We start from the raw sequence: 20,477 nt of genomic DNA on the forward strand, positions 1-20,477 counted from the left end.
GTGGCGGCAGCCACCGGTCAGTTGGCGAGGAACTCGAGCAGTACCTTGTTGACCACTTCGGGCTGTTCGAGGTAGCCGTAGTGCCCCACGTCGGGGATCTCGTAGTACCGGGCCGACGGGATCGCCTCGGCCACCTCACGCGAGAGGTACGGCGGAATCATCCTGTCGTCGGCGAAACCGACGGACAGGCACGGCGCCGTGATCGCCCGGTAGGCCTGCCTGCGGTCGAAGCTGCGGTCCATCTCCATCTGGGCACGCACGCCGTCCGACGTCCGGCCGCCGCTGAACTCGAACAGGTCGAGCCAGTCGCGGGCCGTGTGCGGGTCGACGAGCGACGCGGGCGACAGGTTCATCACGGCGGTCACCGCGGCCCGGTACTTGGCGGGGAGTTCGACCCCGCTGTCGTGGAGGGCGCGCTCACCCTCGGTGAGGGTCTGCTGGAAGTAGTCCATGCGGGCGTGACCGGCGAGGAAGGCCGCCTTGAGCACGAGATCGGGGCGGGACAGGGCCAGTTCCTGCGCGACACGGGCACCCATCGAGGTGCCGACGACACGGGCCGGTCCGCCGCCGAGGTGCTCGATCAGTCCCGCGGTGTCCGCGACGAGGTCGTCCATGGTGATCCCGTCGACGCTCTCACCGGACGGCGCGATGCCCCGGTTGTCGAACGTGCAGACGCGGTAGCCGGCGTCGACGAGCGCGGGGGTCTGATGCAGATCCCATACCCGTCCCGGGCTTCCGGTTCCCATGATGAGCACCACTAAATCGCCGGATCCCTTGACCTGGTAATTCAGGGGGATCCCATTGATCGTGGCGATCGTCATCTTGCCTTCCTTCCCTGGGCGGTCTCACCGACATAGATTGGATAGCCTAAGCTGGCTTCGTCGCCGCTCAAAAGCGGCGCTGACCGACAAGCTCGTCCAGGAGGACCGCGTTGAGAGTCGCCACACTCGGATATCAAACCTGGGGTCACCGTACCCTGCAGGCCCTGCTCCAGTCCGACCATGAGGTCGTCCTCGCGATCACCCACCCCAAGAGCGATCACGTCTACGAACAGATGTGGGCGGACTCCGTCGCCGACCTGGCCACCGAACACGGGGTGCCCGTGCACATCGCCACCAAGCCGGACGAGAACTTCAAGGCCGCCCTGAAGCAGGCCGACCCGGACATCGTCGTCGCCAACAACTGGCGCACGTGGCTGCCGCGGGACGTCTTCGACTCTCCCCGCTACGGCACCCTCAATATTCACGATTCGCTCCTGCCCAAGTACACAGGATTCTCCCCGCTCATCTGGGCGCTCATCAACGGCGAGGAAGAAGTCGGCCTCACCGCGCACCTGATGGACGAGGAACTCGACGCCGGCGACATCGTTTTGCAGAGGTCGACGCGGGTCGGGCCGACGGACACCGTCACCGATCTGTTCCACCGCACCGTCGACATGATCGGCCCGATCACCCTCGACGCGCTCGCACTGATCGAGTCCGGTCGCACGGACTGGACGCCGCAGGACCGCTCGCAGGCCACGTTCTTCCACAAGCGTGCCCCCGAGGACAGCCTCATCGACTGGACGTGGCCCGCCGACGCCATCGAACGGCTCGTCCGCGCGCAGTCCGACCCGTACCCGAACGCCTTCACCCATTTCAAGGGTCAGCGTGTCCGGGTTCTGAAGGCCGCCGTATCCGAGGGAAATTACGGTGGAACGCCCGGGCGTGTCTTCATCCACGAAGGCGACGGAATGGTCATCGTCGCCGGACCCGACGCCCGCACCGGACAGAACAAGGGTCTGAAGATCCAGCGCGTCCGCCTCGACGACGGCACCGAACTCGCCGGGACCGACTTCTTCCCCCACGGCGGCGGCTACCTCAGCTGACGCCCGTGCGCCTTTCTGGTAGTGCGTGCTACCAGACAGGCGCACGGGGCTACCGCCCCTCCCACGCCGACCACAGCTCGGCGTAGCGTCCGCCTGCCGCGACGAGCCGGGTGTGCGGACCTTCTTCGACGATCCGGCCGTGTTCCAGGACGACCACCCGATCCGCGGCGGCCGCCTGCGTCAGCCGGTGGGCCACCACCAGCGTCGTGCGACCGCGGGTCGCGGCCTCCGCCGACGCCTCGAGTTCCCGGGCACCCGCGCTGCCCGCTTCGGCCGTCGCCTCGTCCAGGATGGCGACCGCCGGGTTCGCGAGGACGAGTCGGGCCAGGGCCAGCTGCTGCGCCTGGGCGGCGGTCAACTCGTGTCCGCCCTCCCCGACCACGGTGTGGACCCCGTCGTCCAGAGCGGTCACCCAGCCGTCGGCGCCGACGGCCTTCAATGCCATCGCCGCATCCTCGTCGGACGCGTCGGGTGCCGCGAGCCGCAGGTCGTCGATCAGCGGTCCGGCGAACACGTGGACTTCCTGGCTGACGATCGCGACCCGGCGACGGAGGCCACCCGGTTCGAGGTCCGCCAGCGCGGTTCCGCCGATCCGCACCGAACCGGACGTCGGGACGATCGACCCGGCCGCGATCGCCGCGACCGTCGTCTTGCCCGCCCCGGTCGAGCCGACGAGGGCGACACGTTCACCCGACTTCACGTGCAGGCTGATGCCGTGCACCACTTCGTGGCTGCCGTCGTAGGTGTGCCGGACGCCGTCGAGTTCGAGCGTCGCGTCCGTGTTCTCCCCGGCGGCGGCGGTCCCGGCGGAGGATTCGTCGTCGAGGTCGACGACGCCGACGAGCCGCGCCAGGCTCGCACCGGCCGACTGCACCTCGTCGAACGTGTACATCAGCATGCCGATCGGATTGAACAACCGGTGGAAGAGCAGCGCCGCGGTCGTGGTCTGGCCGACTGTCACGATGTCCGCGTTCACCAGGGCGAATCCGGCGGCGAGGATGGTGGCCAGCCCCACGAACTCGGCCCGGTTGCCGCGTCCCGCGAACCGGGTGAACAGTGCGAAGACGCCGACGGACAGGTCGCGGGCCTTCTCCGACGCGCCGTTGATCTGACCCAGGTGGCTGTCTTCGAGGCCGTAGGCGCGCACCGTCCTTGCACCCTGCATGCTGCTGATCAGGGCCTGCGAACGCTCCCCCATCGCGACGCGTTCGGCGGCGTACACCGGCGCCGACCGCGGCAGGTACCAGCGCATCGCCAGCGCGTACATCGGCAGCGCCACCATGCCCGCGAGCCCGAGCCGCCAGTCGATGCCGAGCATCGTGACCATGCTCAGCACCACCAGCAGGACCGCCGTGACGAGGTTCGGGACCACGTCGGTGACGGCCTTGCCGATCACCGCGACGTCGTCGCCGACGCGCGACAGCAGGTCGCCCTTGCCGACGCGTTCGACCGTCTGGATCGGCAGCCGGAGCGCCCGGTCGACGGTCCGCTCGCGCAGGTCCGCGAGGATTCCCTCGCCGAGACTGCGGATCAGGTACGACGCGAACCCGGCGCACAGTCCGCCGATCACCGCGGCGGACGCGATCACCGCGACCACCCAGCCGATGGTGGACGGCGGCGCACCGTCCTGGACGCGGTCGACGAGGACGCCGAAGACGTAGACGGGGACCAGCGCCATGCCGGCCGCGACAGCCGCCACCAGCAGCGTGAAGACGCTCCGGCCGCGGCGCCGTCCCAGCTCGGACCTCAGCCACGCCCACGTGTCGCGCGCGTTCGCGATGGGAAGCAGTTCACTCATCGCAGGACCGCCTGACGGTAGTTCGCGTTCTCGGTGGCCAGTTGCGAGTGGGTGCCCTCGCCGGCCACCGTTCCGTCGTCGAGCACGACGACGCGGTCGGTGACGGACAGCAGCGCGGGGCTGCTCGTGATGAGGATCGTGGTCTGACGGCCCGCGACCGTGCGATGCCGGAGGTCCGCGATTCCGCCCGCGATCGTGTGTTCGGTGACGGCGTCCACCGCCGTCGTCGGATCGTGCAGCACCATCACCGGCGACTGCGCCACCAGGGCGCGGGCCAGGGCGACGCGCTGCCGTTGACCGCCGGACAGCGAGGACCCGCGGTCGGCGACCTCGTGGTCGAGCCCCTCGGGGTGCGCGTCGACGACGTCGACCGCCGCGGACGCGGACAGCGCCGCGTGCACCTCGGACGCCGTCGCGCCGGGCCTGCCCGCGGTCACGTTCGACGCGACGGTTCCGGAGAACAGGTCGCCGTTGTGCGGTTCGACGAGCAGCGTCCGGCGGGCGTGCGAAAGATCCGCGTCCGACAGCCGGACCCCGCCCACCGTCAGTTCGCCGTCGTAGCGGTCGGGCGGAACCTGCCCGGACAGCAGCGCGGCCAGCGCCTCCGCGTCCTGCGGGCGGTACGCGACGACGCCGAGCAGTTCGCCGGGGGTGACCCGGAGGTCCAGTCCGCTCAGGGACCGGTACGACACGCCGGTGAGGCTGAGTTCGCTGCCGTCGAGTGTCCGGCCCGACCCGGCGGGCAGCAGGGGTTCCGCGTCCAGGACGAGTGCGAGGCGGTCCGCCGACGCGCGGGCGAGGGCGAGGAACCCGGGCAGGCCGGCGAGAACGCCGAGCGGTTCGATGAAGAACTGGGACAGTCCGACGACGGTGATCAGTTCGCCGATGGTGATGCGGCCCTCGAGCGCGAACCAGCCCGCGAAACCCGCGACGCCCACGGCGAGGAGTGCGCTGACGGTCATCGACACCCCGGCGAACACGGCGGAACTCTTCGCCGTGTGCAGGGTGGCGCCGAGCGCGTCGCGGCTGGCCGCCCGGTACCGGCGCGACGCCGACACCTCGGCGCCGATCCCGCGCAGGGGGCGGAGCCCGCTCACGAGGTCGGTGGCCATCGCGGACGCCCGCGCGACCGACGCCTGCTGGTCGGTGGCGCGGCGGGTGATCAGCGGTGCCGCGAGTTGGAGAAGTCCGAGGATGACGGGGGTGCCGATCAGGACGGCGAGGCCGAGGGGCACGTCGATCAGCAGCAGGGCGATCGCGGATCCGATCGCCGCGGTGAGGGCCGCGGCGGCGCGCGGGGTGATGTCCGCGATCCAGGCCGCGCGGTCGGCGTCCGACGTCGACACGGACAGCAGCTCACCGGCGCGCAGGTCGGTGCGCACCCCCCTCGGGTCGAGGATGCGGTGCGCGACCTCCATCCGCAGCTGGTGGGCCTCGTTTTGCATCGCCACGACGATGAAACGCGCGCCGTAGCGCCAGGCCGCGGTGAGCACCAGGAACAGCAGCGCGAGGGCGCACAGCCACACCGCGAGTGCGAACACGTCGCCGGTCGCGACGGCCCGGTCGACGATCACACCGATCGAGATCGGGACCAGTGTCTCGGCTATCTGATGCAGGCAGACGAGTACGGTGCCGATGCCCAGCCGTCCCCGATTCCGCACCAGGGTGCGACGCAGAATTGCGGTGCCACCAGTCTTCACGCGCGTAACTCCCAACGCCGACGCTTCCCCGCCCACCACAAAGTAAGCGGACCCTAACTAGATGAACCCTAATCGATGGGCAACTAGCGTTGACATGCCCGGTTCTCATAGAGTCGCCGATACGAACTACTGCGCGTGACGCAGCAGCAAGCCCGAGAGGACAAAGATGGCCGCGAAGACGACCGCCGAAAACGACATCGCGGACGAGGATCTCGAACCCCTAGCCGACGAGACCGCTCGCCAGGCGCAGCGTGTTGTCGCTGCATACGCCGAAGATGCAGACGAGTGCAGGATGCTGCTCTCCATGCTCGGAATCGGACCCACCACCAAGCTCGACTGAGAATTTCATCCACTTCGACTGCGAAGGAAGCCCGTGGCTGCCAGTTCGGAATCGTCAGCATCGTCATCACGCTCGACTTCTGATCCGGTTTCCGGGCAAGCCGACTTCGTCGTCGTCGCGAACCGGCTCCCCGTCGATCTCGAACGCCTTCCGGACGGCACCACCCGCTGGAAGCGCAGCCCCGGTGGCCTCGTCACCGCGCTCGAGCCGATCCTGCGCCGCAACAAGGGCGCATGGGTCGGCTGGGCGGGGGTCCCGGACGCGGAGCTCGATCCCGTCGTGGAGGACGATCTCGAGCTGTACCCCGTTCCGCTGAGCGCCGCGGAGATCGCCGATTACTACGAGGGCTTCTCCAACGCCACCCTGTGGCCGCTGTACCACGACGTCATCGTCAAGCCCGAGTACAACCGCGCCTGGTGGAACGCCTACGTCGAGGTCAACCGCCGTTTCGCGGAGGCCACGTCGAAGGCTGCCGCGCAGGGCGCCACCGTGTGGATCCAGGACTACCAGCTGCAGCTCGTTCCGAAGATGCTGCGCATGCTCCGCCCCGACCTCACCATCGGGTTCTTCCTGCACATTCCGTTCCCGCCGGTGGAACTGTTCATGCAGATGCCGTGGCGCACCGAGATCATCGAGGGCCTGCTCGGCGCCGATCTGATCGGGTTCCACCTCCCGGGCGGTGCCCAGAACTTCCTCTACCTGGCCCGCAAACTCGCCGGCCAGCAGACGTCCCGCGGCAACGTGGGCGTCCGTTCCAAGCTGGGCGTCGTGCAGGTCGGTTTCCGCACGGTCCGCGTCGGCGCGTTCCCGATCTCCATCGACTCGGGGCAGTTGGACGAGCAGTCCCGGTCCAAATCCATCCGGGACCGCGCCAGGAAGATCCGCAAGGAACTGGGCAATCCCAAGCACATCATGCTCGGCGTCGACCGCCTCGATTACACGAAGGGCATCGACGTCCGCCTCGCCGCGTTGCACGAACTGCTCGACGAGAACCGCGTCGACCCCGCCGACACCGTGCTCGTACAACTCGCGACACCCAGCCGTGAACGCGTCGAGAGCTACGTCCACATGCGCGGCGAGATCGAGCAGTCGGTGTCGCGGATCAACGGCGAGTACGGCGAGGTCGGCAGGCCCGTGGTGCACTACATCCACCGGCCCATCCCCCGTGACGAACTGATCGCGTTCTTCGTCGCCGCCGACGTGATGCTGGTAACCCCGCTCCGGGACGGCATGAACCTGGTCGCCAAGGAGTACGTGGCGTGCCGGAGTGATCTCGGCGGCGCGCTGCTGCTCAGCGAGTTCACCGGCGCGGCCGCCGAACTGCGTCAGGCATTCCTGTGCAATCCGCACGATCTCGACAGCGTCAAGGACGCAATGGAACAGGCCCTGAATCAGCAGAAGGAGGACGGCCGACGCCACATGCGGGCCCTGCGCAGGCAGGTCCTCGCACACGACGTCGACCGGTGGGCCCGGTCCTTCCTCGACGCCCTCGCGCACGGCGGCGCCGCGGGCCCCGCGCTGATCGCCCCCGCCGAGGTCTCCGAGTCCGACTACACCGAGGACGCCACCGGGGACAACTGACCTCCCCGGCTCAGCTGACCGGACGTCACCAGGAAGGCGACGAAGTCGCGGATCGTCTCGTCGGCGGGACGTGGGGCGTAACCGAGTTCGGACCGCGCCTTGCCGCCGTCGACGACCGGCGCCGCGAGCAGCGCCGACATCGCCGACCGCGACAGCACGTCCGACCCGAACCGGGTCCCGATCGGTTCGGCGATCGGCAGCACGCGTTCGATGACGCTGAGCGGGAACGAGTACAGCGGCCCCCGACGGCCCGCCGCACGCGCTGCCCTCCTCACGACATCATGCATGCCGAGCATGTGCCCCGAGATCAGGTAGTTCTCACCGGTCCGGCCGTTCTCGCCTGCGGCGATCAGTCCGGCGGCGACGTCGCGGACGTCGACGAAGTCGAACCCGCCCTGCACCGCCGCGGGCACCCGGCCGCGAGCAGCGTTGCGCAGCAACGCGTTCACCCGCGACAGTCCGTAGTCGGCGGGCCCGTACACCCCGGTGGGATTGCAGATCACCGCGTCGAGGCCGGCGTCGACCACCTCGCGGAGTTCGATCTCGCCTGCCCATTTCGACCTGTCGTACACCGGGATCGACGCGTCGACGGACCTCGGCGAGTACTCGTCGAGCGTTCCGCCGCAACTGCTCTGGTCGAAGGAGTGCACGGAACTGCAATGCACCATCCGCCGAACTCCCACCGCGAGAGCGGCTTCGGCGACGGTGCGAACACCCTTGGTGTTGACGGTCCACGCCAGGTCGTCCTGCTGGGCGAGGGTAATCATCGCGACCAGGTGGTAGACCACCTCGACGCCGTCCAGCGCCTGCTTCATGGATTCGACGTCGAGCACGTCGGCGTTCACCCACGTGACCCCGCATTCGGGTGCGTACCGGGAACGGACGCGGTCGATGGCAGTCACCTCATGCCCTGCCTCGACCAACAGATTCAGCAGATTGTTGCCCACGAATCCCGCGGCGCCGGTTACTGCAACCTTCATCGACGACTCCCTGTTCGGTTGTGGCCGTGCGACACAGCGTCGTGCGTCGGCACCCGGCCAGGAGACCCCGAGACTACTAGAACTTGTTTCACTTTGTGAAGGGGGGTGGCTCCGCCCCGTGAGTACTTCTTAACCGCCCGACGTTAACAAGTACTCACGGGTGGCGGAGCTACACCGGGGTCAGCTGATCGACGAGCCAGCGGTCGTCGACCTTCTGCAGCGACACCCGCACCCGGCTGCCCGACGTTCGGGCGTCGGGGGCGTCGGCGCTCGTCGTCGTCTGGTTCAGGTACAGCAAAACCACCGCCTCGTCGGGTGTGGTCGACACCGGCGCGGCGGCCTGCACCGACACCTGCACGGTGAGTTGCTTCTGCTTGGCGCCCGGTGCGATGGTCTCCTGGACGAGCGTGGTGTAGTCGTCACGGAAGGAGCCGGTGAGTCCGTCTGCGGCAGCGGCCAACTGGTTGTCGACGTCGGCGAAGTCGTACGCCAGCATCGCGACGGCCTGCTTGCCCGCGGCGTCGACGGCGTCGATGCGCGCCTGCTCGGAGAGTTGATCCTGCCGGTGGCCGTACCAGAGGAAGCCCACCCCGACGGCGAGCGCGACCACCACGACCGCGGCCGCGATCGTCAGCGCTGCGCCCTTGGTGATTGCGAACTTTCGCTTGCCTTCGTTGTTGTCGCTCATGGGACGAACTCCACCTTCGATGCGGTCAACTTGCCGTCGACGTCGCTGATCGTCACCCGCATCCGGAAGTCGCGCGGTGAGGGTTCCGGCTGTTCCTTGCTGCTCACCATCGTCCGCGCGGCCACCAGGACGTTCGCCGAGATCGACGTCTCGGTACCGTTCTCGATGCCGGCCTCGATGACCTCGCCCTCGGTGGTGACGTTCGCGTCCTGCACGACACCGACGAACGGATCCTCCCGGCCCTGGAACTCTTCGAGGAACTGACCGGACGCACCGGCGACGATCCGGGCGACGTCGTCCTTCGCGGTCTCGGGATGGATGGTCGTCAGATTGAGCACCGTCTGCCGTGCCGTGTCGATGAAGGCCTGACGACGGTCGTCCCGCTCGCGCGCGGACCGCTGGTCGAGCAGCAGGATCACCGCCGCGACGACCAGCGCGACAATCACCACCGCCGTAACGCCCGACGCGAGCAACGACTTCAGGGGCCGACCCTGCTTCGGTGTCTCGATCGGCGGTGCCTCGGACGCCGGTGGTGCGGACTTCGTCGTGGAGGCCTTCTCCGCCTCGGGCGTGGCCTGCGCGACCGCCGGCTTGGCGAGGACCACCGGCTTCGGGGCCTCGGTCTCCCCCACCGGCGGGCCGGCGTGCCGGACGGCCCGGCGTCTCGTCCGGTCCGTCGACGCGGGTGTCTGCTGCGCCTGATCCGCGGAGTCGCTCACAGTTTCGTCCGTTCCGGAACTCAAGTCTGCTGACCTGTCATCATCGTCTGCCACGTCGAGTCCTTTCCCTGCACCGCCAGATCCGGTTGGGTGTACGTCTTTCCATCCGAACCAATGAAGCTACCGGTGGCCGGGTCGTAGGGCACGGCCGCGACCGGTGCACTCGCGGAGCCTTCGTAGGAACTCGGAACGGCTGTGTACGAGGGTACATCCGGCGGCATGATCGGCCCGTACGGCGGGTTGTTGCCCGACGCCTCCCAGCCCTCGCGGCACGCCTCGACCGTCGGTGCGCGACGTCCGGGGAACTCCATGCACGGCAGGTTCCGCGCGCCGCGCACGACGGACGGGTCGTCCGGAGCGGCCTTGCAGTACAGGTCGTTCGGTGTCGCGATCGGGTCGGTCTGATCTCCCGACCGGCGTTGGTCCGGGGGCAGGAATCCCGTCGTACAGGCCGGGGGGTCGTGCAGTTGCAGGGCGAAGTCGACGATCGCGCCGTCCTCCACGGGCCCGCCGGTCGCCGCCGTCACGAGCGCCGCGGTCAGCGGCGGGTAGATGACCAGCACCTGCTCGATGCTCTTGTTGTAGATCACCCCGACCTGCCCGACGCTCACCAGATTCCGCAGCAGGATCGGCAGCGTCGGCTGCAGGTCCTGGAACAGCTGGGTGGCTTCCTGCACCGCGCCGGGACCCTTCTCCAGCACCGACCGCAGGCTCGGGTCGCTCGCCCGCAACTGGTCGGTGAACGTCACGAGGTCCTGGGTCCACGAGCGGATGGCGTCGCTGCTGACCGTCTGGGTGTCGAGCAGCGGACCGACCTGGTCGATCAGGGCCTTCGTCGCGTCACTGTTCGCGTCGGCCTCCTCGACGAACAGGCGGGCCGAGTCGATGAGCCGCTGCAGATCGGGACCGGATCCGTTGAACGCCGTGAACGCCTCGTCGATCACCGTCTGCAGCCTGGTGTCCGAAATGCTGGCGAGCAGTTCGTCGGCCTGGTCGAGCATCTCGCCGACGTCCTGCGGAATGGTCGCCCGATCCTCCGGGATCACGTCACCGTCCGCGAGGTACGGGCCGTCTGCGTCCGCGCCCTCCCTCGGAATCAGGTCGACGTACTGCTCGCCGACCGCCGACACGCTCTTGACCGCCGCGTCGACGTCGGCCGGGATCTTGTAGTCGCTGTCGAGCGACATCTTCGCCTCCACCCCCTCGCCGGTGAGCATCACGTTCTCGACGACGCCGATGTTGGTGCCGCGGTACGCGACATTGGCGTGGGAGTAGAGCCCGCCGGTGGACGGCAGCCGGACGCTCACCTCGTAGCGTCCGACGCCGAACAGCACCGGCACCTTGATGTACTGGATCGACATCACGACGAGCCCGATGACGGTGAGGATCGAGAAGATGATCAGCTGAATGCGAACGAATCTCGTCATTCTCATGGTGTCGGCGTCCCTCCGAGTTGTGGCGGAAGGCCCGGTATCTGCGGCAGTCCGGGTATCTGCGGGAGCCCGGGAATCACCGGCGGCGCGGGTGCCGGTTTCGGGGCCGGCTGCAGCGGCGCCTGCAGCGGATCGCCGGACTGCCCGGCCACCCCGGCGAGCGATCCCACGGCGCCCTCGACGCCGCCGAGCGATCCGCCGAGACCGGTTCCGGTGAGGAAGTTGCTGTCGACGCGTTCGTTGGTCATGTCGATCGTCATCATGAGGTTCGCGTAGTCGCCCTGAATCGCCTTGTCCATCGTCTTCATCGGGAAGGGGTACGTGAGCATCAGGGTCAGCACCTGGGTCAGCGCGCTCCCGGAGTTGGCGAGTTCACGCAGCACCGGGGTGAGGTTGCGCAGGTTCGCCTTCAGGTCCTCGCCGCTGCTCTCGACGAGACGGGAGGCGGTGTCGCTGAGCTTGCCCACCTCGACCAGAGCAGTGGTGAGATTCTGCCGTTGGGTGACAAGGACGTCCAGCGCGGGCGGGATGCCGTCCAGCGCCGCGTCCAGGGTGGCCTTCTGCTCGTTGAGGGTGCCCGACAACCGGTCGAGCCCCTCCATCGCACCGATGATGTCGCCGCGCTGCCGGTCGAGGCTCGTGACGAGCTGGTCGAGTTGCGGAAGGAGGTCGCGGATGGACTCCTCCCGTCCGCCCAGCGCGGCGTTGAGTTCCTGGGTGATGTCGCGGATCTGGGCGATGCCGCCGCCGTTGAGCACCACCGACAGCGAAGACAGCGTCTGCTCGGTGGTCGGGTAGGCGCCCGCCCGCTCGATCGGGATGACGTCGCCGTTCTCGAGTTTGCCTTCGGGCTCGACGTCGGTCGGCGGAGCCAGCTCGAGGTGCTGCGATCCGAGGAGGCTGGTCTGGCCGATCTTGGCGGTCGCATTGGCGGGCAACTGGACGTCGCCGTTGATCGACACGGTGACCAGGGCGTGCCAGTCCTGCACCTCGATGCCCGTCACCGAACCCACCGTCACGTCGTTCACCCGGACGGGCGAGTTCTGCGACAGCGTCGTCACATTGGGCATCTGGATCTCGACGGTGTAGGCGTCGTCGCCCTGCCCCTCGGTCCCCGGCAGGGGAAGCGAATTCAGCCCTTCCCACTCGCATCCGGTCAGGGTCAGCGTCAGTGTGATCGCCACCGCGGCGAGGCCACCGCGACGCGCCCGTGCGTGTTTCGTCATCGCCCACCTCCCGGCTGCAGCAGATCGTTCAGGTCCCTGGGCACGTCCACCGTCGGCATCCCGGCGAGCGTGCCGGTCACCGGGGGCGCGGACCGCGGCGGCACGGAGGCCTCGAGACTCGGCGGGGTGTACTCGATCTGATCCGGGAACGCATTCACTCCCGTGGTCGGGTTGGTGAGGACGGGCAGGTAGTTCATCGTCAGCGAGTTCAGGACCGGCGACAGGTACTGGGTGCACAGGTCGGCACTGCGATTCGCCTCGTTGGCCTGCAGGCTCTGGATGGCGCCGCACATGAAGTTCACGGGGTTCCCGAGGTTCGCGAACGCGACCGCACCGACCAGTGACCCCTGCGCCGGCTTGTAGATGTTGCTGAAGTTCGCCAGCGCCGTGGGCGCCACGTGCAGCACCTGCTCGATCTGCGGCCTCTTGTCGGCGAGCACCTGGGTGGCGTCCGCCAGACGGCCGACCTGCTCACTGAGCGCGGCGCGGTTCTCCGCCACGAACCGGTTGACGTCGCCGAGCGCCAGGTCGAGGTCGTTCAGGGCGGTCCCGAGTTCGTCGGAGTTGGTGGCGAGCATGTTCGACACCGACGCGAGCCTGCCCTCGAACTGGACGATCTGCTCGTTGCTCGACGACAGCGCCGCCACGAACGTCTGCAGGTTGCGGATGGTCGAGAACAGGTCGGTGCGGCCGTCGGACAGGGTCCTCATGGTCTCCGACAGTTCCCGCAGCGTGTTGCGCAGCGACTCGCCGTTGCCGTCGAGATTGGCGGCGGCGGTGTCGATGAACGTGCCGAGCGAGCCCTGCGGGTCGGCGCCCTGCGGTCCGAGCGCCTCCGACAGCTTGTTCAGCTCGGTCTTGATCTCGTCCCATTCCACCGGGACGGCGGTGTGCTCCATCGGGATGCTCGCGCCGTCGCCCATCGTCGGCCCACCCGCGTACACGGGTGTCAGCTGGACGAACCGTCCCGACACCAGGCTGGGCGCGACGATGACGGCTTTCGCGTCGGCCGGAATTTCGACGCTCTCGTTCACGTTCATCGTCACCCGCGCGAAGTCGGCGCCGGGCTCGATCGAATCGATCGTCCCCACCTTCACACCGAGGACGCGGACGTCGTCGCCCGTGTACAGCCCGGTGGTCGCCGGGAAGTACGCGGTGATCGTGTTCTGGAACAGCTTGGGCACGAACATCACTGCGGCGCCGACGATCAGCACGATCACGACCGCGGCGACGCCGACGCGGATCAGCCACTTCTTCCGCGTGTTGGTGATTTCCGGGTTCGTCGTCATCGCGGCGGTTCCCTCAGCTCGATGGACGGGCCCGTCTGCAGGTACGCCTGGAGGTCGTTGGGCAGATGCTCCGGCCACGTCACCGCGTCGCTGAGCCCCTGGAACAGGTTGCCGATGCCGATGTTGTAGACGTACGCCATGAAGAACGGGCCGCTACCCACCGACTCGCCGAGCTGAGTGGCGTACGGCGCGAGGCCGTCGAGAGCCTGTGAGATGTTGTCCTTGTTGCGCTGCAGGACGTCGACCACCGAGTTCAGCTTGTCGAGCGTCGGTTTCATCTGCTCCTCGTTGTCCTGGACCAGCCCGGTGAGCTGCCGGGACACCTCGGAGATGTTCACGATCAGCTGGCTGATCGCCGCGCGGCGACGGTCGAGCTCACCGAACAGCTGGTTTCCGTCGACGATCAGCGAGTTGATCTGCCCGCTGCGCTCGGCGAGGATTCCGGTCACGTTCTCGGCCCGCGAGAGCAGCTGCCGCAGGCTCTCGTCCCGCGAGTTGATGCTCTCCGACAACCGGGTCAGGCCGTCCAGTGCGGTGCGCAGCTCGGGCGGCGTGTTCTCGAGAGCGCCGGACATCGCGTTCAACGCGTTGTTGACCTCGTCGGTGTTCAGCTCGGAGACGGTGGTCGACAGATCGCCGAGCGCGTCGTTGAGCGAGTACGGAGAGTTGGTGCGCTCCAACGGAATAGTCGATCCCACCCGCATCGTGTCGTGCCCGAGCGGGGTGACCGCCAGGGACTTGCGCCCGAGAACGGTGTTGGTCTTGATGTTCGCCTCGGTGGCGTCGCCGAGGGCGATGCCGTCCTGGATGGTGAACGTGACGAGCACCTTCTGGTCGTCGAGTTCCACCTCGGCGACCTTCCCGACGTCGACACCGGCGAGGGTCACCGTGTCGCCGGCCATCAGCCCACCCGCGTCCTCGAAATAGGCGGAGTACTGCGTGCCGCCCGAAAGGAATTGCAGCTGATCGTATTGCAGGGTCGCGATCACGATCATGCTCGCGACGGCGACACCGATGAGTCCCACCTGTACGGGATTGCGTTCACTCTTCATGGCTACGGTGCACACCTCCCTGCCGTCTGACCGCCCGGCATGTTGAGGAGCAGATCCGATCCGTCCGGGCCGGAGAACTTGAACTTGACCGTGCAGACGTACATCTGGAAGAAGCTGCCGTACGTGCCGATGCGGATGAGCCTGCGGTACGCGTCGGGCAGATTCTGCAGCACCCAGTCGAGGTCGTCCTCGCCCGCCTGGAGTTGAGTGGCGGTGCGGTTGGCCTCGGCGATCGTGCTCTGCAGCGGCGGCCGCGCACCTTCGAGCAGATCTGCGAGATCGCCCGTCGCCCCGGCGATGCGGGGAATGGCGTCACCGATCTGATCGCGGTCCTGGGAGAGCCCGCTCACCAACTGCTGCAACTGGTCGAGCGTCGACCGGAACTGGTCGCCGCGGTCGTTGATGGTCCCGAGCACCTGGTTGAGGTTCGTGATCACCTCGCCGATCAACTGGTCCCGGTCGGCGAGGGTGTTCGTGAACGAACTCGTGCTGCCCAGGAGCGAGACGAGCGTGCCGCCCTGCCCCTGGAACACCTGGACCAGCGCCTTCGACAGGTCGTTGACCTGCTGCGGGTCCAGCGCCCGGAGCAGCGGCTTGAACCCGCCCAGCAGAAGGTCGAGATCGAGTGCGGGAGAGGTGTTCTCGACGGGGATCGAGCCACCGTCCGGGAGCGGTTCCACCGATCCGGCGCCTTCGAGGAGTTCCATGTACCGGTCGCCGACGAGGTTCTCGTACCGCACCGTCGCCTTGGTCCCGTCGAACAGCGAGTACTTGGTGTCGACGGTGAAGTCGACGTCGGCGAGGTTGTCGTCGTCGATGCCCACCTTCTCGACGGCGCCGACGGGAACGCCGGCGATGCGGACCTTGTCGCCGGGCTTGAGCCCGGACACGTCGGTGAACGTGGCGTGGTAGCCGTCGGAACTGCTGAAGCGGTACTGGCTGAACACCAGGGCGAGCCCGGCGAAGATCACCGACATCACCGTCGCGAAGATCAGCAGCTTGACCGTGGTCGCTCGCACAGTCACTGCCCACCCTGCCCGGGGTACACGCCCGCGAACAACAGTTGGAACACCTTCGGCAGATGTACCTGGACTTCCGTCGACGGCACGAACGGCACCGTGCCGGTGTCGGCCACGACGAAGTTCGCGTGCTTGCTGAGATCGGGGTTGGGAAGACCGTGGCAGTTCGGCCCACCTGTCGCGTTCACTTTCGGCAGGTCCTTCGGATAGGTGTACGGCTCCTGCCCGTACATGAAGCTGGCGCTCAGCGCGATACCCGGCTGATTGCCGCCGATGAGCTGTTCGGCGAGGGGGATCACGTTGTTCAGGCCGACGATGAAGCAGGAGATCTCGGGCGAGTACTCGGCCAGCAGATCCGTCGTCGGGAGCAGCAGGCCGAGAGCGGAGTCCAGGTTCTGCTCGTTCTCGGTCAGGACGGTGTTCGCCGTGTCGGCCAGCCCGGTGACGTTGAGCAGCACGGCATCCAGGTTGTCCTGTTCGTCGACGACGGTGCCGCTGGTGGCCGTCGCGTTGTCGAGCACCCGCAGCAGGTCGGGCGCGGTGTCGGCATACACGTCGGAGACCTGCGCCGCCTTCGCCAGATCTTCCTGCAGCTGGGGCAGACTCGGGTTCATCTCCGCCAGGTAGCTGTCGCTCTGCTCGAGCAGGGCGCCGAGTTCCTCCCCCCGCCCGTGCAGCGCCGAGGAGATCGCGCCGAGGGTGGCGTTGAGTTTCTCCGGCTGCACCTTGGCCAACACGTCGGACAGGTGCTGGAAGACCGTGTTGAACTCGACGGTGACGTTGTCGGATGCGATGACGTCCCCCGCCTGGAGGGGGGTGTCCGACGGGTCGTCCGGCATCACGAAGTTGACGTACTTGGCGCCGAACACGGTGGTGGACTTGATCTCCACGGTCGCGTTGGACGGAATCAGCGACATCATGTCGGGGTACATCGCCAGTTTCAGCTCGGCGCCGTCGGTCACGTGTTCGATGGAGGCGACGCGGCCGACCTGGACACCGAGGAGCTTGACCTTGGCGTCGGGCTCCATCACCAGTCCGGAGCGATCCGACGTCACGGTGACGGGCGTGGTCTCGTCGAACGTGCCGTTGAACATGGCCAGTGACACACCGATGATCGCGAGAAGACTCACCACGAGAACGAGTGCCGCGAGCTTCTTCTTCCCACTCGAATCAGTCATCTACCGGCACTCCTATCCCGAAAGGTTGAAGTTGCCGGACCCGCCGTAGATGGCGAGCGAGATGAGCAGGGTGACGGTGACGACGGCGATCAGCGAGGAGCGCACCGCGTTGCCGACGGCCACACCGACCCCGACCGGGCCGCCCGAGGCGTTGAAGCCGTAGTAGGTGTGGATGAGCATGATCGCGATCGCCATGACGATGGCCTGCGCGAACGACCACAGGATGTCCGTGGGTATCAGGAACGTCGAGAAGTAGTGGTCGTAGACGCCGGACGACTGGTCGTACAACACGACGGTCGCGAACCGGCTCGCCATGAAGGACGCGATCACCGCCAGGGCGTACAGCGGGATGATCGCGATCATGCCCGCCATCACGCGGGTGCTGACCAGGTACGGGATCGACGGGATCGCCATCGTCTCGAGTGCGTCGATCTCCTCCGAGACGCGCATCGCGCCGAGTTGGGCGGTGGAGCCGGCGCCGATGGTGGCCGCCAGCCCGATGCCCGCGATGACCGGCGCCGCGATGCGCACGTTGATGAATGCCGCGAAGAAGCCGGTGAGTGCCTCGACACCGATGTTGCCGAGCGAGCTGTACCCCTGCACCGCGATGGTGCCGCCCGTGAACAGCGTCAGGAAGCCGACGATGACGACCGTTCCGCCGATCACCGCGAGCGCACCGGTCCCCATGCTGATCTCGGCGATCAGCCGCAGCGTCTCCCTCGGGTAGTGCATCAGGGCGCGGGGCGCCGAGCCGATGGCCCGCGCGAAGAACAGTGCCTGCTCACCGAGCCGGTCGATCGAGCGGGACGCCGACGCGAACCGTCTGCGAGTTCGGGGAAAGCGCCCGGCCGCCGCTAGTGCCATCTACTCCACCACCAAGTCGATCACCCTGCCGTCAGTTTGATGCCGACGGCGGTGACGAGAACGTTGACCACGAAGAGGGCCATGAACGAGAACACGACGGTCTGGTTGACGGCGTCACCGACGCTCTTCGCGCCACCCTTGACGTTCAGGCCGAGGTAGGCGGCGACGAGGCCGGCGATCATGCCGAACAGACCGGCTTTGACTTCCGAGATCACCAGTTCCCCGAAACCGGTGAGCAGCGTGATGCCGTTGACGAACGCACCCGGGTTGACGTCCTGGATGTAGACCGAGAAGACGAAACCGCCGAGGATGCCGATGGTGCAGACCAGCCCGTTGAGCAGGAGCGCCACGACGGTCGAGGCCAGCACCCGCGGCACGACCAGGCGGTGGATCGGGTTGATGCCCAGCACGCGCATCGCGTCGATCTCTTCGCGGATGGTGCGGGCGGAGAGATCTGCGCAGATGGCGGTGGCACCCGCACCCGCCACGATGAGCACGGTGACGATGGGGCCGACCTGGGTGACGGTGCCGAGAGCGGCGCCCGCGCCGCTGAGGTCTGCCGCGCCGATCTCGCGCAGGAGGATGTTGATCGTGAAGCTCACCAGCACCGTGAACGGAATGGCCACCAGCACGGTGGGCACCATCGAGACCCGGGCGACGAACCACGCCTGGTCGACGAACTCACGACGCTGGAAGGGCCTCGAAAAGACTGCCCTCAACGTTTCGCCCGACATCGTGAAGAACCCGCCGACCGCACGCAACGGCACCTCGAGGAGGTCCACCATCCGTCCTCCTCGTCCATGATCTCGCCCAGCACCGACTGTCAGTTCGAGCCCAGCCCCCCATCGGTCTGTGACTCAGGTCATATTAACTAGAACGTGTTCACCTGTCAAAGGTGGTCGCTCATCAGCAAGAATCGTCCCATATTCAGCACGCCCCGAGGGTCGGATTCGACCGAAAATCCGGGCGTGTCACCCCGCGGTCGCACCCGGCAGTTGGTGTCGGCCGGAAACACGGAGCGTTGGCGCTAAGCTGTTATAGCACAAGAACTTTGAATGAATATCGTCGCGCACGGGCGAGCACGGAAGTCGCCTGTGCGTCCGATTCCGGCGGCCGGACGCACCCGCCGGGCACCAGCGCTTCGGGAGTGTCGCAGGCAAGGGCGATCGAACCGGTCGACGGCGAACAAACTAGAACACGATCTAGTCAAAACCGGCACGCGTTCCACACCCCCTCCACCGTCACCCGGCCCCGCTCCGCAGCTGTTCAGTTGCCTTCAGTATCGCCCATCGCGGACGCATTACCTGCGGAAACGATACGCAAACCCGGTCGTGTCGAATCTTCGACCCGCAGGACGCGGATCAGCCCAGTTCCCGCAGCGCCGCGGAAGCCGAGAACATCGCGGCCGGATCCCGGTCTTCGAAGTAGGTCCCGAGCTCCTCCGCGAGCGCATCGGGGGTCCAGCGGCCGTCCGCGGCATCGAAGCGCCGCTCGACGACCGGCGCCGCCATCAACGCCACCATCGGGCCGTAGACGACGAAGACCTGACCGTTCACGGAGTCGGCGGCGGGCGATGCGAGGTAGGCGACCAGCGCGGCGACATGCTCGGGCGACAGCGGATCGACTCCCTCGGCGGGCGCCTCCCCGAAGACGTTCTCCGTCATCGACGTGCGGGCCCGCGGGCAGATCGCGTTGGCCCGGACGCCGTACCGGGAGAGCCCACGGGCCGCCGACAGGGTGAGCGCGGTGATGCCCGCCTTGGCGGCGCCGTAGTTCGCCTGCCCCTCGGGTCCGAGCAGTCCCGCCTCGGACGAGGTGTTGACGATCCGCCCGTACACCGGCGCGCCGGCCTCCTTCGACCTGCCCCGCCAATACGACGCGGCGGAACGGCACAGCAGGAAGTGGCCGCGCAGATGCACTTTCAGCACCAGGTCCCAGTCCTCGTCGGACATGTTGAACAGCATGCGATCCCGCGTGATGCCCGCATTGTTCACCAGGATGTCGAGGCTGCCGAGCCGGCTCTGCGCCGCCTCCATGATCGCGTCGGCGGTGGACCGCTCCCCGATGTCCCCGGCCACGAACTCGACCTTCGCGCCCAGGCCCCGGATTTCCTCCAGAGTTTCCTCGACGGCCTCGTTCGCGGCCAGGTCGTTGACGACGACCGACGCACCCGCACGGGCCAGTGCGATCGCCTCGAACTTACCGAGGCCGGACCCGGCACCGGTCACGACGGCGACCTTGCCGTCCACGCTCACTTCGCGGTCAGCCACAGCATTCATGAACACGCTCTCCTGGTTCTGTGCGCTCGCCGCAAGTCGTGAACCACGGCGCGGCGGTAGGTCGACGTCACTGTAGAACGTGTTCTCATTCCGGGCAACAATCCTCAGGGATGCTCGGTGAGCGCGGCTCTCGGACACTGGGCGATCGCCGTACGCACGTCTTCCTCCCGGTCAGCGGGAGGAACGGCACTCGTGATGTGCAGCTGATCGTCGTCGTCAAGCTCGAAGATGTCGGGTGCGATCCCCACGCACACACCATTGGCCTCGCAACGGTCGAAATCGACTCTGACCTCCATGGCAACCCTCACTTCTTCTCGTCTCGTCACTCGCGGATCCGGGTGCGGCCGGGCTGTGGCGCACGCCGTTCCTGCGATAACACTAGAACCTGTTCCAGTCGTGTGCAATGATTCGTTCCACGACTGCGGGCACGCCCACCGGGCACGCTCCGGGGCCGGCCCGAGCCG

The 20,477-nt window shown here is 67.5% G+C and carries 19 protein-coding genes; 3 read left to right on the forward strand and 16 right to left on the reverse strand.

Translation table 11 applies throughout. The features are described from left to right. Nucleotides 1–17: 17 nt before the first annotated feature. Nucleotides 18–821, reverse strand: coding sequence for an alpha/beta fold hydrolase (locus P3H15_RS19495; RefSeq protein WP_015888572.1), 804 nt, complete (start codon nucleotides 819–821; stop codon nucleotides 18–20). 110 nt (nucleotides 822–931) lie between these two features. Here P3H15_RS19495 and P3H15_RS19500 point away from each other — a divergent pair, with 110 nt between their 5' ends. Next, nucleotides 932–1,867, forward strand: coding sequence for a methionyl-tRNA formyltransferase (locus P3H15_RS19500; protein ID WP_072947926.1), 936 nt, complete (start codon nucleotides 932–934; stop codon nucleotides 1,865–1,867). 49 nt (nucleotides 1,868–1,916) lie between these two features. Here P3H15_RS19500 and P3H15_RS19505 read toward each other — a convergent pair whose 3' ends face one another. After that, nucleotides 1,917–3,665, reverse strand: coding sequence for an ABC transporter ATP-binding protein (locus tag P3H15_RS19505; protein ID WP_276138758.1), 1,749 nt, complete (start codon nucleotides 3,663–3,665; stop codon nucleotides 1,917–1,919). Continuing rightward, nucleotides 3,662–5,365: an ABC transporter ATP-binding protein gene (locus P3H15_RS19510; protein ID WP_276138760.1), complete on the reverse strand. Its 1,704-nt coding sequence runs from the start codon at nucleotides 5,363–5,365 to the stop codon at nucleotides 3,662–3,664. Before P3H15_RS19510 ends, P3H15_RS19505 begins: the two co-directional genes overlap by 4 nt. A 166-nt stretch (nucleotides 5,366–5,531) precedes the next feature. Between P3H15_RS19510 and P3H15_RS19515 the strand changes: the two genes are divergently transcribed. Together P3H15_RS19515 and P3H15_RS19520 are read left to right on the forward strand one after the other, a co-directional pair. Next, on the forward strand, nucleotides 5,532–5,705 hold the full coding sequence (locus P3H15_RS19515) for a hypothetical protein (RefSeq protein WP_005244525.1): 174 nt from the start codon (nucleotides 5,532–5,534) through the stop codon (nucleotides 5,703–5,705). A 33-nt stretch (nucleotides 5,706–5,738) separates the two neighbouring features. Beyond that, the gene (locus P3H15_RS19520) at nucleotides 5,739–7,286 is read left to right on the forward strand and encodes a trehalose-6-phosphate synthase (protein WP_276138761.1); all 1,548 of its coding nucleotides are present in this window, start codon (nucleotides 5,739–5,741) and stop codon (nucleotides 7,284–7,286) included. Here P3H15_RS19520 and P3H15_RS19525 read toward each other — a convergent pair. From P3H15_RS19525 to P3H15_RS19585, 13 genes are all read right to left on the reverse strand, one after another. Further along, a complete protein-coding gene (locus P3H15_RS19525) occupies nucleotides 7,256–8,266 on the reverse strand; it encodes an NAD-dependent epimerase/dehydratase family protein (protein WP_276138762.1) in 1,011 nt (336 codons plus the stop codon). The two genes, P3H15_RS19520 and P3H15_RS19525, sit on opposite strands and share 31 nt — an antisense overlap. Before the next feature lie 169 nt (nucleotides 8,267–8,435). Continuing rightward, nucleotides 8,436–8,954: a h domain protein gene (locus P3H15_RS19530; protein ID WP_276138763.1), complete on the reverse strand. Its 519-nt coding sequence runs from the start codon at nucleotides 8,952–8,954 to the stop codon at nucleotides 8,436–8,438. Next, nucleotides 8,951–9,673 carry a hypothetical protein gene (locus P3H15_RS19535; protein WP_276138764.1) on the reverse strand — a complete coding sequence of 241 codons (723 nt, stop codon included), beginning with the start codon at nucleotides 9,671–9,673 and terminating at the stop codon, nucleotides 8,951–8,953. The genes P3H15_RS19530 and P3H15_RS19535 overlap by 4 nt, the downstream gene beginning before the upstream one ends. A 20-nt stretch (nucleotides 9,674–9,693) precedes the next feature. Then, nucleotides 9,694–11,106 (reverse strand): MCE family protein, encoded by a 1,413-nt coding sequence (locus P3H15_RS19540; protein ID WP_276138765.1) that lies wholly within the window; start codon nucleotides 11,104–11,106, stop codon nucleotides 9,694–9,696. Beyond that, entirely contained in the window at nucleotides 11,103–12,332 is a 1,230-nt protein-coding gene (locus P3H15_RS19545) for an MCE family protein (protein WP_276138766.1), read from the reverse strand. The genes P3H15_RS19540 and P3H15_RS19545 overlap by 4 nt, the downstream gene beginning before the upstream one ends. Beyond that, complete coding sequence (locus tag P3H15_RS19550; protein ID WP_276138767.1) at nucleotides 12,329–13,621, reverse strand: MCE family protein; 1,293 nt, start codon at nucleotides 13,619–13,621, stop codon at nucleotides 12,329–12,331. The genes P3H15_RS19545 and P3H15_RS19550 overlap by 4 nt, the downstream gene beginning before the upstream one ends. Further along, nucleotides 13,618–14,673 carry an MCE family protein gene (locus P3H15_RS19555; RefSeq protein WP_276138768.1) on the reverse strand — a complete coding sequence of 352 codons (1,056 nt, stop codon included), beginning with the start codon at nucleotides 14,671–14,673 and terminating at the stop codon, nucleotides 13,618–13,620. Before P3H15_RS19555 ends, P3H15_RS19550 begins: the two co-directional genes overlap by 4 nt. A gap of 2 nt (nucleotides 14,674–14,675) precedes the next feature. Further along, nucleotides 14,676–15,698, reverse strand: coding sequence for an MCE family protein (locus P3H15_RS19560; RefSeq protein WP_276138769.1), 1,023 nt, complete (start codon nucleotides 15,696–15,698; stop codon nucleotides 14,676–14,678). Next, nucleotides 15,695–16,870, reverse strand: a complete 1,176-nt coding sequence (locus tag P3H15_RS19565) for an MCE family protein (RefSeq protein ID WP_276138770.1) — start codon at nucleotides 16,868–16,870, stop codon at nucleotides 15,695–15,697. Before P3H15_RS19565 ends, P3H15_RS19560 begins: the two co-directional genes overlap by 4 nt. Before the next feature lie 12 nt (nucleotides 16,871–16,882). Next, nucleotides 16,883–17,734 (reverse strand): ABC transporter permease, encoded by an 852-nt coding sequence (locus P3H15_RS19570; RefSeq protein WP_072947894.1) that lies wholly within the window; start codon nucleotides 17,732–17,734, stop codon nucleotides 16,883–16,885. Between the two features lie 20 nt (nucleotides 17,735–17,754). Then, nucleotides 17,755–18,519, reverse strand: a complete 765-nt coding sequence (locus P3H15_RS19575) for an ABC transporter permease (RefSeq protein WP_015888557.1) — start codon at nucleotides 18,517–18,519, stop codon at nucleotides 17,755–17,757. Nucleotides 18,520–19,095: 576 nt separating this feature from the next. Then, nucleotides 19,096–20,013 carry a 3-oxoacyl-ACP reductase gene (locus P3H15_RS19580; protein ID WP_276138771.1) on the reverse strand — a complete coding sequence of 306 codons (918 nt, stop codon included), beginning with the start codon at nucleotides 20,011–20,013 and terminating at the stop codon, nucleotides 19,096–19,098. Nucleotides 20,014–20,117: 104 nt separating this feature from the next. Next, entirely contained in the window at nucleotides 20,118–20,309 is a 192-nt protein-coding gene (locus P3H15_RS19585) for a ferredoxin (RefSeq protein WP_072947890.1), read from the reverse strand. Nucleotides 20,310–20,477: the final 168 nt, after the last annotated feature.

Source organism: Rhodococcus sp. T2V (assembly GCF_029269925.1).
GTDB classification, from domain to species: Bacteria; Actinomycetota; Actinomycetes; order Mycobacteriales; family Mycobacteriaceae; genus Rhodococcus_F; species Rhodococcus_F koreensis.

Coding starts and splice junctions, on each gene's coding strand:
- P3H15_RS19495 (WP_015888572.1), bottom strand. CDS start 821: ATGACGATCGCCACGATCAATGGGATCCCCCTGAATTACCAGGTCAAG.
- P3H15_RS19505 (WP_276138758.1), bottom strand. CDS start 3,665: ATGAGTGAACTGCTTCCCATCGCGAACGCGCGCGACACGTGGGCGTGG.
- P3H15_RS19515 (WP_005244525.1), top strand. CDS start 5,532: ATGGCCGCGAAGACGACCGCCGAAAACGACATCGCGGACGAGGATCTC.
- P3H15_RS19525 (WP_276138762.1), bottom strand. CDS start 8,266: ATGAAGGTTGCAGTAACCGGCGCCGCGGGATTCGTGGGCAACAATCTG.
- P3H15_RS19530 (WP_276138763.1), bottom strand. CDS start 8,954: ATGAGCGACAACAACGAAGGCAAGCGAAAGTTCGCAATCACCAAGGGC.
- P3H15_RS19540 (WP_276138765.1), bottom strand. CDS start 11,106: ATGAGAATGACGAGATTCGTTCGCATTCAGCTGATCATCTTCTCGATC.
- P3H15_RS19545 (WP_276138766.1), bottom strand. CDS start 12,332: ATGACGAAACACGCACGGGCGCGTCGCGGTGGCCTCGCCGCGGTGGCG.
- P3H15_RS19550 (WP_276138767.1), bottom strand. CDS start 13,621: ATGACGACGAACCCGGAAATCACCAACACGCGGAAGAAGTGGCTGATC.
- P3H15_RS19555 (WP_276138768.1), bottom strand. CDS start 14,673: ATGAAGAGTGAACGCAATCCCGTACAGGTGGGACTCATCGGTGTCGCC.
- P3H15_RS19565 (WP_276138770.1), bottom strand. CDS start 16,870: ATGACTGATTCGAGTGGGAAGAAGAAGCTCGCGGCACTCGTTCTCGTG.
- P3H15_RS19570 (WP_072947894.1), bottom strand. CDS start 17,734: ATGGCACTAGCGGCGGCCGGGCGCTTTCCCCGAACTCGCAGACGGTTC.
- P3H15_RS19575 (WP_015888557.1), bottom strand. CDS start 18,519: ATGGTGGACCTCCTCGAGGTGCCGTTGCGTGCGGTCGGCGGGTTCTTC.
- P3H15_RS19580 (WP_276138771.1), bottom strand. CDS start 20,013: ATGAATGCTGTGGCTGACCGCGAAGTGAGCGTGGACGGCAAGGTCGCC.
- P3H15_RS19585 (WP_072947890.1), bottom strand. CDS start 20,309: ATGGAGGTCAGAGTCGATTTCGACCGTTGCGAGGCCAATGGTGTGTGC.